Source organism: Streptomyces sp. NPDC127097 (assembly GCF_042724075.1).
Lineage (GTDB): Bacteria > Actinomycetota > Actinomycetes > Streptomycetales > Streptomycetaceae > Streptomyces.
In genome coordinates, this window is record NZ_JBHXFI010000053.1 from 1 (window position 1) to 12,596 (window position 12,596).

The 12,596-nt window shown below is 72.0% G+C and carries 10 protein-coding genes; 3 read left to right on the forward strand and 7 right to left on the reverse strand.

Features of this window, described 5'->3' with window-relative positions:
* Positions 1-276 (forward strand): hypothetical protein (locus ACFWJW_RS29970; protein WP_387247293.1); only part of this gene is annotated, 276 nt, incomplete at its 5' end.
* 177 nt (positions 277-453) lie between these two features.
* On the opposite strand, the gene ACFWJW_RS29975 is transcribed toward ACFWJW_RS29970, so the two are convergent.
* A complete protein-coding gene (locus tag ACFWJW_RS29975; RefSeq protein WP_387247295.1) occupies positions 454-1,461 on the reverse strand; it encodes a stage II sporulation protein M in 1,008 nt (335 codons plus the stop codon).
* Between the two features lie 113 nt (positions 1,462-1,574).
* On the opposite strand from ACFWJW_RS29975, the gene ACFWJW_RS29980 reads away from it, so the two are divergent.
* Entirely contained in the window at positions 1,575-2,726 is a 1,152-nt protein-coding gene (locus ACFWJW_RS29980) for an RDD family protein (RefSeq protein ID WP_387247348.1), read from the forward strand.
* Positions 2,727-2,773: 47 nt separating this feature from the next.
* Here ACFWJW_RS29980 and ACFWJW_RS29985 read toward each other — a convergent pair whose 3' ends face one another.
* The gene (locus ACFWJW_RS29985) at positions 2,774-3,388 is read right to left on the reverse strand and encodes a hypothetical protein (RefSeq protein ID WP_387247297.1); all 615 of its coding nucleotides are present in this window, start codon (positions 3,386-3,388) and stop codon (positions 2,774-2,776) included.
* 171 nt (positions 3,389-3,559) lie between these two features.
* Positions 3,560-5,017 (reverse strand): adenosylhomocysteinase, encoded by a 1,458-nt coding sequence (gene ahcY / locus ACFWJW_RS29990; RefSeq protein ID WP_387247299.1) that lies wholly within the window; start codon positions 5,015-5,017, stop codon positions 3,560-3,562.
* Between the two features lie 456 nt (positions 5,018-5,473).
* Between ahcY and ACFWJW_RS29995 the strand changes: the two genes are divergently transcribed.
* Positions 5,474-7,783, forward strand: a complete 2,310-nt coding sequence (locus ACFWJW_RS29995; RefSeq protein ID WP_387247301.1) for a fructose-specific PTS transporter subunit EIIC — start codon at positions 5,474-5,476, stop codon at positions 7,781-7,783.
* 843 nt (positions 7,784-8,626) lie between these two features.
* Here ACFWJW_RS29995 and ACFWJW_RS30000 read toward each other — a convergent pair.
* From ACFWJW_RS30000 to ACFWJW_RS30015, 4 genes are all read right to left on the reverse strand, one after another.
* Positions 8,627-9,586, reverse strand: a complete 960-nt coding sequence (locus ACFWJW_RS30000; RefSeq protein ID WP_387247303.1) for a cation diffusion facilitator family transporter — start codon at positions 9,584-9,586, stop codon at positions 8,627-8,629.
* 233 nt (positions 9,587-9,819) lie between these two features.
* Positions 9,820-11,049 (reverse strand): mannose-6-phosphate isomerase, class I, encoded by a 1,230-nt coding sequence (gene manA / locus ACFWJW_RS30005; protein ID WP_387247305.1) that lies wholly within the window; start codon positions 11,047-11,049, stop codon positions 9,820-9,822.
* A gap of 78 nt (positions 11,050-11,127) precedes the next feature.
* Positions 11,128-12,264, reverse strand: a complete 1,137-nt coding sequence (locus ACFWJW_RS30010) for an SIS domain-containing protein (RefSeq protein ID WP_387247307.1) — start codon at positions 12,262-12,264, stop codon at positions 11,128-11,130.
* A gap of 77 nt (positions 12,265-12,341) precedes the next feature.
* Entirely contained in the window at positions 12,342-12,530 is a 189-nt protein-coding gene (locus ACFWJW_RS30015; RefSeq protein ID WP_042156554.1) for a Trm112 family protein, read from the reverse strand.
* Positions 12,531-12,596: the final 66 nt, after the last annotated feature.

Here is a 12,596-nt window from a genome sequence, read left to right on the forward strand (position 1 = left end):
ATCCTTGCGGGCCCGATTTTCGCCGGTGCGTTTCCGCCTTTCGGCTTCTTCGCGTTTCCAACCTTACCAGATCCGTTTCCGTCTCTGGCGCCCTGCTGGAGCGGGCTCGGCCGTTTGGCTTTCGCTTTTCGGCCTTTCCGACTCTATCAGATCCGTTTCGGTCCGTTGCCGGTCCGAATTGGCTTCCGATTCCCCGTCGGAGGAGGTTCGCCTTTTGGCTTTTCCGACTTTATCAGAAGACATTCGGTCGAATTGATCGGCCGGAGCTTCCGGTAAGTGGTCGGTTGCGCTTCGCCGAATTGAAATTCCGGCCGAAGCGGAGATGAGACTAACCGTCGCGGATGAACTTGTCCAGTTCGTTGCAACCGTTCGAATCTACCTCCCCCTGCTGCCTGTGTCAACGGGCTTTGGGGGCGAAGAGGAGATTAGCAGGTCAGCGGGGCTCGATGCACATCACGCGGCGGTCGGCAGGGGGGCTTCGCGGTCGGCGAGGTCGACGTCGCCGGTTGCTCCGGCGCGGACGGCGCGGCCGCCGAGGACGTAGACGTACAGGAGGAAGGCCAGTTCGGCGGCGATCCCGATGCCGATGCGGGCCCAGGTGGGGAGGCCGGAAGGAGTGACGAAGCCTTCGAGGGCGCCGGATATGAAGAGGACGGCGGCCAGGCCGACGGCGACGCCGAGGGCGGAGCGGCCTTCCTCGGCGAGCGCCGTACGGCGGGTGCGCGGGCCGGGGTCGATGAGGGTCCAGCCCAGGCGGAGGCCGATGCCGGCGGCGACAAAGACGGCGGTCAGTTCGAGGAGGCCGTGCGGGAGGATCAAGCCGAGGAAGGTGTCGAGGCGGCCCGCGGAGGACATCAGGCCGATGCCGACGCCGAGGTTGAGCATGTTCTGGAAGAGGACCCAGAGGACGGGGAGGCCCGCGAAGGCGCCGAGGACGAGGCACAGGGCGACGGCCTGGGCGTTGTTCGTCCATACCTGGGCGGCGAAGGATGCCGCGGGGTGGCTGGAGTAGTAGGTCTCGTACTGGCCCCCGGGGCGGGTCATGTCGCGGAGGTCCTCCGGGGCGCCGATGGCTGCCTGGACCTCGGGGTGCGCGGCTATCCACCAGCCGATGAGGGCGGCGACCGCGGTGGAGAGGATCGCGGTGGGGATCCACCAGTGGCGCAGTCGGTAGACGGCTGCCGGGAAGGCCGTGGTGAAGAAGCGGGCGGTGTCGCGCCAGGATGCCTTGCGGGCGCCGGTGACCGTACTGCGGGCGCGAGCCACGAGGGACGTGAGGCGGCTGGTCAGCGCGGGGTCGGGAGCGCTGGAGAGGAGCAGGGAGAGGTGCGTGGTGGTGCGTTGGTAGAGGGCGACCAATTCGTCGGTCTCGGCTCCTGTGAGGCGGCGTTTGCGGCCCAGCAGTGTTTCGAGACGGTCCCATTCGGCGCTGTGGGCCGTGATGAAGACATCGAGGTCCATAGGGTGTCGCTCCTCGCAGCGCCGTGGGTGAGTGCTCGGTCAGCTTGGCAGACTGGCCGTGTCCGGCGTGGGGTGGGCGGGATTTCGGGGATCGAGAGGGAGTGGGGCGCGGCGTGAGTGAACTCGTCACGGGTGAAGCGGTGGTGCTCGGGCTGCGGCCGGCCAGGCTGCCGAGCCGGGGCCTGGCGGTGGCGGTCGATGTCGCCGTGGCCTGGGTGACCTACATCGGCATCTCGCTGATCCTGGTGAGCGCGACCTCGTCCATGGACAGTGCGGCGGTGGCGGCCGTGTCGGTGGCGGCGTTCGTGCTGGTGCAGGTCGGGATCCCGATCGTCATCGAGACGCTGAGTCAGGGCCGGTCGCTGGGAAAGCTGATCTGTGGGCTGCGGGTCGTACGGGAGGACGGCGGGCCGATCCGGTTCCGGCACGCGTTGGTGCGCGGGGCAATGGGGGCCATCGAGATCGTGATGACGATGGGGGTGGTGGCGGCCATTGCGTCCTTGGTGTCGGCGCGTGGGCGTCGACTGGGTGATGTGTTCGCCGGGACGCTGGTCATACGGGAGCGGTTGCCCGTGGCGGAGGCCGGGACGGCGCTGCCGCCACCGCCTCCGTGGCTGGTGGCGGAGCTCGGGGCGCTGGACCTTTCGCGGGTGCCCGATGGGTGGTGGCTGACCGTGCGGCAGTACCTGGCGCGGATGGGACAGCTGGATCCGCAGGTCAGCGGGGCGATGGCGGGGCGGCTGGCGGAGGACTTGCGCGGGTTCACCGGGGTGCCGGCGCCTGCGGGGGTGCATCCGGCGGCGTATCTGGCGGCGGTGGCCGGGGAGCGGCAGACGCGGGAGTCGCAGCGGGCGTTCGGGACGTCGGCATCGGCATCGTCGGCGGCGTCGGCGGTGACCGGGCCGACGGGAGCTGTCGGGGCTGCGCCTGTGGGGTGGGGAGAGGCTGCTCCCGGTGGGCAACCTGGCGTCGGTGGTGGCGGGACCTGGGCCGGTGGGCCGTGGCCGTCGCGCGGGCCTATGGAGACAGCGGGGGATGTCGTGGCTTCCGGGGGCGGGCACGGGGCGCCGTCGGCGGGCGGGGCTTGGGCTTCGCCCGGGGGTGGGGCCGGGGCTTCTGAGGCTGGGGGCGATGCCGGGAGGCCGCGTGGTGACGGTGCTGACGGTGCCGGGTCATTGGGGGCGCCGGTGCAGGGGCGTGCGGGTGAGGCGGGGGACGGTGGCGGAGGGCGGCCGCCGCGTACAGGGTTTGCGCCGCCGGTGTGAGGGGCCGTGGACGGGGGCGCGGCGGGGGGCGGAGCGGAGCAGGCGGGTCAGGAGAAGGTCGACGGTGGGGACTCGAGGGATTCGAGTTCGATGCCGGGGGCGGACAGGACCACGTCGCCGGCGATGTGGACGGTGTGCTGTTCGCCGGTTTCCAGGTCGTTGACCTGGTATTCGTCGGCGATGAGCGGGGCGTTGTCAGTGGCGTGTGGTGTGCTTTTCAGCAGGGCCCAGGACTGGTCGAGCGTGCGGGGGGCGAGGACGGGGGGTGTGAAGGCGACGAGGCGGGTGCGGACGGCGCCGGCGCCGAGGGCGGGGCGCAGCAAGCGGGCGGTGGCGATGAGGAACGCGGGGGACGCGCCGGTGAAGGCGTGGGCGGGGACGTTGCCTTCGGTGGCGTGTTCACCGGTCGGGTCGGTGCGTACCCAGGTGACGCCGTCCAGGGCGGCGCCGCGGACCTGCCAGGCGGAGGCGTGCAGTTCGAGGCGGATGGGGCGGCCGAGTTCGTCGAGGGTGAGGTCGACGGAGCCGGTGTGGTCGCCGGAGGGGTTGACGATCTGGGAGACATAGCGCCAGCCGGAGGGGCCGGTGGCGCAGTGGAAGTGCTCTTCACCCAGGGGGGCGTGATCGTGCGGGTCGTGGAGGGAGTAGTGGCCGCGGGGCATCGGGGGCAGTCCTTCGGCCGGCGACGGGCCGGTGTGTCGGGGATGGCGGGTCTGTATGGAGACCTTATGGGCCAGGCCCCCGCCGTGGAGGGCGAGGGCCTGGTGTCACCGGCTGCTGTGGGTGAGCACCAGCTGGTCAGGGCGGCTGACCGGCCGGTGATCGCCGCTGGATCAGTAGCGGTAGTGGTCGGGCTTGTACGGGCCCTCGACCTCGACGCCGATGTAGGCGGCCTGCTCGGGGCGCAGCTCGGTGAGCTTGACGCCGAGCGCGTCGAGGTGGAGCCGGGCGACCTTCTCGTCGAGGTGCTTGGGAAGCACGTAGACGTCGGTCGGGTACTCCGCGGGCTTGGTGAACAGCTCGATCTGGGCCAGCGTCTGGTCCGCGAACGAGTTGGACATCACGAAGGAGGGGTGACCGGTGGCGTTGCCCAGGTTGAGCAGACGGCCCTCGGACAGCACGATCAGGACCTTGCCGTCCGGGTGGGTCCAGGTGTGCACCTGCGGCTTGACCTCGTCCTTGACGATGCCCTCGATCTGGGCCAGACCGGCCATGTCGATCTCGTTGTCGAAGTGACCGATGTTGCCGACGATCGCCTGGTGCTTCATCCGGGCCATGTCGGACGCCATGATGATGTCCTTGTTGCCCGTGGTGGTGATGAAGATGTCGGCGGTCTCGACGACCTCCTCCAGGGTGGTGACCTGGTAGCCGTCCATCGCCGCCTGAAGCGCGCAGATCGGGTCGATCTCGGTGACGATGACGCGGGCGCCCTGGCCGCGCAGCGACTCCGCGCAGCCCTTGCCGACGTCGCCGTAGCCGCAGACCACGGCGGTCTTGCCGCCGATGAGGACGTCGGTGGCGCGGTTGATGCCGTCGATCAGGGAGTGGCGGCAGCCGTACTTGTTGTCGAACTTCGACTTCGTCACGGCGTCGTTCACGTTGATCGCCGGGAAGAGCAGGTCGCCGTCGCGGTGCATCTCGTAGAGACGGTGCACGCCGGTGGTGGTTTCCTCGGTGACACCGCGGATCTCGGAGGACAGGTTCGTCCACTTCTGCGGGGACTCCGCCAGTGTGCGGGTCAGCAGCTCCAGGATGGCGCGGTGCTCGTCGCTCTCCGCGGTCTCGATCGCGGGGACCTTGCCGGCCTTCTCGTACTCAACGCCCTTGTGGACCAGGAGGGTGGCGTCGCCACCGTCGTCGAGGATCATGTTCGGGCCGCCGGTGGGCGAGTTGGGCCAGGTCAGCGCCTGCTCCGTGCACCACCAGTACTCCTCCAGGGTCTCGCCCTTCCAGGCGAAGACCGGGATGCCCTGGGGCGCGTCGGGCGTGCCGTTCGGGCCCACCGCGATGGCCGCGGCGGCGTGGTCCTGGGTGGAGAAGATGTTGCAGGAGGCCCAGCGGACCTCGGCGCCCAGCGCGGCCAGGGTCTCGATCAGGACCGCGGTCTGCACGGTCATGTGCAGGGAACCGGTGATGCGGGCACCGGCCAGCGGCTGGGCGGCGGCGTACTCCTTGCGGATCGCCATCAGACCGGGCATCTCATGCTCGGCGAGGGTGATCTCCTTGCGGCCGAAAGCGGCGAGGGACAGGTCGGCGACCTTGAAGTCCTGGCCGGTGGCTGCTGTCGTCATGCGTGCTGCTCCTCGAGCGTCGAGGTGGATGGGCGGGCAGTCTGCGGCGCGGGCTGGGGTCCCCCCAGCTACCACTGGGGGAGTTCGAGCGTACGCGGAAGCGGACGCACCTCTCCCCCTGGCCACAGCGCAGTCCGTCGGAGGCCCTCTCTCCCTCGGCCGGTCCGCGGTGCGGGCCGCCCGACCGCCATCAGCAGCGACGTCTGGCACTGGTCACGAATCTACACCGATCGACCGCGTGCACCACAGCCCGGAGGGGCCGGTCCAGTGCTGTCCCAGCCAAGGAGGGGCGCGGGGACGGCACGTGATTCCTGGGGTTCCGGTGGGTCGGGGGCCGGTGTCCCGGCCGGCGCGGAGGGGGGCGTCGGAGGGGTTTGCGGGCGCCGTGCCGTCATGCAGGATGCCGGGAGCGCGGATCACGGGCACGACCGCGCACACGTTCGTAAGGAGAGCCACGTGACCACCAGTGCAGCTGAGCCCCTCAAGGGCGCGGGGACGAGTGGGCAGGGGCTGAAGCTGCTCGCAGTGACGGCCTGCCCGACCGGTATCGCCCATACGTACATGGCCGCGGAGAAGCTGGCCCAGGCGGCCCGGTCCCTCGGGCACGAGATCAAGGTGGAGACGCAGGGCTCCATCGGGGCTGAGAATCTCCTCTCTGACAACGATGTCAGAGACGCGGACGCCATCATCATCGCCGCGGACAAGGACGTCGACCGCAGCCGGTTCGTCGGCAAGCGGGTCCTGGCGGTCGGGGTCGCCGAGGGCATTCACCACCCCGAGCAGCTGATGGAGCGGGTGCGGAGCGCACCGGTATACGGGCGCGCGGAGGGCGACGGGGCCGGTACGGGTTCCGGCGCCGCGCCGCGCCGCGGAGGCTCCGGTGGCGGCAAGGAACGCAGCGTCGCGTACAAGGCACTGATGAACGGCGTCAGTTACATGATCCCGTTCGTGGTGGTCGGTGGTCTGCTGATCGCGATCTCGCTGGCGCTGGGCGGGCATCCGCAGGCCGACGGCGGTCTGGTCATCCCCGACGGTTCGTTCTGGAAGCACGTCAACGACATCGGGGTGATCGGCTTCACGCTGATGGTGCCGATCCTGTCCGGCTATATCGCCTACGCGATCGGCGACCGGCCCGCGCTGGTGCCGGGCATGATCGGCGGCTGGATCGCCAACACCGGCTCGCTGTACGACTCCAAGGCGGGCGCGGGCTTCATCGGCGCGATCGTCACCGGCTTCCTGGCCGGGTATCTGGTGCTGTGGATCAAGAAGGTGGAGGTCCCCAAGTTCGCCCGGCCGATCATGCCGATCATCGTGATCCCGATCGTGGCGACGACGGTGCTCGGGCTGTTCTTCATCTACGTGATCGGCAAGCCCATCTCCTGGGTGTTCACCCATCTCACCGACTGGCTCGGTGGGATGACCGGGTCCAGCGCGATTCTGCTCGGCGCGCTCCTCGGCCTCATGATCGCGTTCGATATGGGCGGTCCGGTCAACAAGACCGCGTTCCTGTTCGGCGCGGGGCTGATCGCGTCCGGCAACCAGACCGTGATGGGCATGTGTGCCGCGGCGATCCCGGTGATGCCGCTCGGCCAGGGGCTGGCCACGCTGGTCCGCCGCCGCCTGTACTCCGAGCAGGAGCGGGAAACGGGCATGGCGGCGCTGTTCATGGGGCTGTTCGGGATCTCGGAGGGCGCGATTCCGTTCGCCGCGGCGCGGCCCGCGCAGGTCATACCGGCGAACATGCTCGGCGGTGCGGTGGCCGGAGCCCTCGCGGGGACGATCGGGGTGACGGACGCGGTGCCGCACGGCGGACCGATCGTGGCGGTGCTGGGCGCGGTCGGCGGGGTGCCGGCGTTCTTCCTCGCCGTAGTGGCGGGCTCGGTGGTCACGGCTCTGACGACGGTGATGCTGGTGGATGTCGCGGAGCGGCGGAAGGGCCGGGGGCCGGCGGGTGCCGGTGGGGGTGGGCTTGCTGCCGCCGCCGAGGGCTCCGTGGTGGTCGCTGGCGGGGAGGCGGTGGAGGCCGGTGTGGAGCCGGTTGTGGCCGGAGTCGGCGTGGGTGGCGGAGCCGGTGGGGGCGGCGGTGCCGGTGGAGGTGGCGGTGCCCGGGTGGCGTCGCGTACGGGCGCGGGGGCGGATTCCGTTCCGGCGTCCGCTGGTGGTCCGGGGCGGGATGCGGGCGGCGACGCGGGCGGCACGGACGCTGATGGCGGCGGCTCCGAGAGCGAGGTCGGCGCCGATGGCAACGTCGGCGCTGGTGGCAACGATGTCAGCAACGGCGGTGCCGGCGACGACGAAAGCCCCGCTCCCGAGGTGCTGTCCGGGTACCTCACCGGGCAGACCGTCAAGACGCAGCTCACCGCCGACGAGAAGGAGGCGGCGATCCGCGAGATGGCCGAGCTGCTGGCCGCTACCGGCAAGGTGGCGGACGTCGACGAGCTGGTCCGGGTGGCGCTGGCCCGTGAGGCGCAGGGGACGACCGGGCTCGGTGAGGAGATCGCCATCCCACACGCCAAGACGGACGCGGTGACCGCTCCGGTCGTCGGCTTCGCACGGTCGGCGGAGGGTGTCGCCTGGGGTTCGCTCGACGGCACACGGGCCAGGCTGATCTTCCTGATCGCGGTGCCGGAGGCGGCGGCCGGGGACGAGCACCTGCGCATCCTGGCGCTGCTGTCGCGGAAGCTGACGGACGCGGACTTCCGGGCCCGGCTTCAGGGGGTGGAGGACGGGGCGGGGATTCTGCGCGTTCTCGGGGAGGTCCAGTAGTGGCTGGGAATTCAGATTGGTCGGGAATTCAGTAGTTACCAGGGCGATCCAGTAGGGCGGGGGCGAACGCATCCCGTAGGGGTGGTGCGGGCCCCCTCGGGGCCCACAACGGGTGGGCTGGGGGCGGTATTCCCGTGGCGTCCAGCGTTCCCTGGGGGCCCAGCATTCCCCGGGGCCCAGCATTCCCCGGGGCGCAGCAGTTCCCGGGTCGCAGCATTCCCCGGGGCGCAGCAGTTCCCAAGGAACGCAGCGTGATCGACGGGACGGGGGCCGAGCATCGACGGGCGGGGGGAGCCCCGAGCGGCTTGGCGAGGCTCGGCTCGTACGGCGAGGGGGCTACGCGCCCCATGAGTACGGCGGAGGCCGCACGTGGCCCGGAGTGCGGCGAAGGCGCCACATGCCCGGGAGTACGGCGGAGGCCCCAGCTGTCCCGCGAGGGCAGCGAAGGTGTCCGCACTCTTCGGAGTACAGCGAAGGCCCCCGCACTCCTGGGGAGTGTGGGGGCCTTGCCGCGTTCTGTGGCGGTGGGGGTGGGCCTGCGACGCGTCAGCGGCCCAGGTGGGGCTGGCGGCCCAGCGTCCCGTGAGGCCGGGGCTCAACCGTCTCATGAGGCCGAGGCTCCACCGTCCCGTGGGCTAGATGCTCAGCAGCCCGCTGACGTTGGGGGCTCAGCAGCCCCGCCGCCCTGCCGCCCCGCCGGACCCGGCCCCGGCCCGGCCCCGGACCCGGAGCCTCAGCCGACCAAGCCCCGACGCCGGACGCCCGGCAGTCCCCCGGCCACCCGGCCCCCCGGGCCACCCGAGCCACCTGATCCCTCGGCCCGCACCCCCGGCCGGAGCCGGCTTACGCTCCGCCCGGTGTCTTCGACGGGTCCGTGCCTGCGGCTGCTGTGGCCTCGTTGTAGATGTCCGGTTCCAGGTAGATGACGCGGGCGATCGGGACGGCCTCGCGGATGCGGGCCTCGGCGGCGTTGATGGCGTTGGCGATCTCGGTGGCGGTGTCGTCGTGCTGTACCGCGATCTTGGCGGCGACCAGCAGTTCGTCGGGGCCGAGGTGGAGCGTGCGCATGTGGATGACGCGGGTGACGACGTCGCCGTCGACGACCGCGGCGCGGATCTTGGCGATCTGCTCGGGGCCGGCCGCCTCGCCCAGCAGCAGCGACTTGGTCTCCGCGGCCAGGACCAGGGCGATCAGCACCAGCAGCGCGCCGATGCACATGGTGCCGATGCCGTCCCAGATGCCGTCGCCGGTGGCGAGGGTCAGGCCGACGCCGCCCAGCGCGAGAACCAGACCGACCAGTGCGCCGAAGTCCTCCAGCAGCACGACCGGCAGCTCGGGGGCCTTGGCGCGACGGACGAACTGGGCCCAGGTCTGCTTGCCGCGCAGCTCGTTGGACTCCTTGATGGCCGTACGGAAGGAGAAGCCCTCGGCGATGATCGCGAAGACCAGGACGCCGACCGGCCAGTACCAGTTGTCCAGCTCGTGCGGGTCGTGGATCTTCTCGTAGCCCTCGTAGAGCGCGAAGACGCCACCGATGGTGAACAGGACGATGGAGACCAGGAAGCCGTAGATGTAGCGCTCGCGGCCGTAGCCGAAGGGGTGCTCGGCGGTCGCCGCGCGCTTCGCCTTCTTGCCGCCGAGCAGCAGCAGGCCCTGGTTGCCGGAGTCCGCGATGGAGTGCACGCCTTCCGCCAGCATCGAGGACGAGCCGCTGAAGGCGAAGGCCACGAACTTCGCTGCGGCGATCGCCAGGTTGGCGCCCAGCGCCGCAACGATCGCCTTTGTCCCGCCTGATGCGCTCATAGGTGCCGCATACCCCTTCCGTCGTCCGGGCTTTACCGCCCCTTTAATGCTGTGCGGCGGTCATTGTTGCAGCCCGGCCCGGGGCGGTGACCAGGAGGCCACCTGGCGGACGGTTTCCGGCCGCCGGGACGAGCCTGCCAAGGGCGCTGTCCCGCCCTCTGCACCGTTGCCGACGGCCAGGGCGTGCCGGGCGGCCCGAGCCGGACGCCCCCGACCGGACCATGCGGAAACCGCTACACCACCACCGTCGCGCGAAAAAGCGTGCCGTCCCCGGAGAGCGTGATCCGCTCGCCGGCCGGTACGAACACCGACTCGCCGGGCGCCAGGGCCAGCCCAGCGTCGGCACCGTCACCGGCCCCGGCCTCCGCCCCCGCATCGGCCTCCCGCAGCCGTACGGTGCCCGCCGTGCAGAGCAGGATCTGCGGCGTGCGGGAGGGCAGTGCGCGCGGTGCGGCGCCGGGGGCCGTCGCGAAGCGGGAGAGCCGGAACTCGTCGATGGGGGTCTCGTAGACCTCCTCGCCGTTGACGTCCTCGGGGCGCAGCACGCCCGCGTCACCGGCCTCGAAGCGCACCACCCGCAGCAGCTCCGGGACGTCCACGTGCTTGGGGGTCAGTCCGCAGCGCAGCACGTTGTCGGAGTTGGCCATCAGCTCGACACCGAGCCCGCCGAGGTAGGCGTGCGGGATGCCGGCGCCGAGGAACAGCGCCTCGCCGGGCTGGAGTTGGACGTGGTTGAGCAGCATGGCGGCGAGGACGCCGGGGTCGCCCGGGTAGTGGTGGGCGAGGACGGCGTAGGCGGCGTAGGCGTCGGCGTGCGGTCCGCCCTTGGCCGCCAGCTGGTCGGCGGCGACGGCGGCGCGTTCGACGGTGCCGGCGATCGCGTGGTGCTCGGCGCTCAGTACGGCGGTGAGCACCTCGCGCAGCGCGTCCTCCTCGGGGCTGGCGCGCAGGATGTCGACGTACGGCTTGAGGTCGTCGACGCCGAGGCCCTCCAGGAGGTCCGCGGCCTGCGCCGGGTGCCGGAAGCCGCACAGCCCGTCGAAGGGGGTGAGCGCGACGATCAGCTCGGGCTTGTGGTTGGCGTCCTTGTAGTTGCGGTGGCCGGCGTCGATCGGGATGCCGCGCCGCTCTTCGTCGGCGAAGCCTTCGGCGGCCTGCGTCCGGTCGGGGTGGACCTGGAGGGAGAGCGGGGAGCCTGCCGCGAGCAGCTTGAGCAGGAAGGGCAGCCGGGGGCCGAAGGCGCGGACGGTGTCGGCGCCCAGTTCGGCCTCGGGGGCGGCGTCGATCACCTCGGCCAGGGAGACCGGCCCGGCACCGCGGTCAATCCGGGAGGGGGCGCCGGGGTGGGCGCCCAGCCACATCTCGGCCTGGGGTTCGCCGGTCGGCGCGGTGCCCAGGAGCTCCGGGAGGGCGGTGGTGGAGCCCCAGGCGTAGGGGCGCACGGTATTGGCGAGGCGGTCCATGGGGCGGCTGCTTCCTGACAGTGGTACGTGCTGCGGGGTGGTGCCACGGGCCCGCGGGTGCGGGCCGACCGTCAAAGATCACTCGGTCCCGGCGAGCGCCAGGTAAACGGCGGCGAAATCCACGATGGCGAGTAGCTCAGCGGCCTTCTCCAGGTCGCTGCCGGTGTCGGCCTCCAGCTCGCTGACGGCGGTGTCGCGCTCCTCGGCGAGCGCCTGGGCGGCGCGGGTGGCGGACAGCGGGCCCGGCTCGCTCTCGCGCAGCAGGACGACCCTGGCGTGCAGCGCGGCGGGCTGCTCGACCCGGTCGCGGAAGAAGTCGTCGGGGTCGGCGCCGGCGGCCAGGGCGCCGGCCAGCAGGGTGCGGTGGGTGGCGAGCGCCTCGGGCAGCTCGGCGGCGAGCGCGGGGCGGCCGGCCAGCCCGGCCAGCTCGGTGGCGAAGTGCCGGCCGACGGCGCCGGCGATGGTGCCTTCGGTCCAGATCAGCGGGAGCGCGTCGGCGAGGTCGGCGGCCAGGGTCTTGCCGGGGTTGGTGTACGTGGGGATGGCGGGGCCGCAGCGTTCGGCGAGCTGGTCGAGGCGGTCGGCGAGCTTGCCCAGGGCCTCCGGCGGGGCGCTGAGCAGGCCGATCCGGTCGGCGAGCGAGAGCAGCGGGATGAGCACCGACCAGAGGGTGCCGGGGGCGGCCGGCGGGGCGCCCTCGACGTCGAATTCGGCGTCGTAGGGGGTGGTCGCCAGGGGGACGGCGAGGCCGCGGGCCTGGGTGACGGCGTCGGCGAGCGGGCCGCCGGCGGGGGTGACGGCGACGACGGCGCAGCCGCGGCGGGATGCCTGCTCGACCAGCTCGGCGAGGCCGGGGTCGGCGGCGTCGGGGCCGGGGAGCAGCAGCAGGTCCAGGGGTCCGGCCCAGCCGGGCAGGGCCCAGCGCAGTGCGCCGGGCAGCGGGGCGACGCCGGTGGGCTGGATGAGGGTGACCGGGCAGTTGCCGCCGCCGAGCGCCCTGAGGAGGTCTGCCACACCGGCCGCGGCGGGGCCGGGGCCGGCGACGAGGACGGCGCGCGGCCGCCCGTCGGGGGTCAGCTCGGGGATGCCGGACTCGGCGGCGCTGCGGGCGGCGGTGCGGACCCGGGCGCCGGATTCGGCGACGCCGCGCAGCAGGCCGAAGCGGTCGGCCCCGGCCAGCGCGTCAGGGGTGTCGAGGAGTGACTCGTCGAGCATGGTGGGCGCGGCCTCCGAATCGCCGGATCGGGCGGGGGTGTGCCGGGCGGCGCCGGGACGGGCCCGGCGGGGCCCGGTCAGGCGGGGCGGCGTGCCTCGTCGACGAGGAGTACGGGGATGCCGTCCCGGACGGGGTAGGCGAGGCCGCAGTCGCCGGAGGTGCAGATCAGCTCGGGGTCGGACGCGGAGTCCGCGGTCCGGTCCTGGAGGGGGGCATGGCATGCCGGGCAGGCAAGGATCTGGATCAAGCTGGCTTCGACCGGCATGGAGGCTGCTCCTTCGGGGCGGTTGCGGCGTGGCCAGCGTACCGCCGGGCGGGGGCGGGAGGCGTG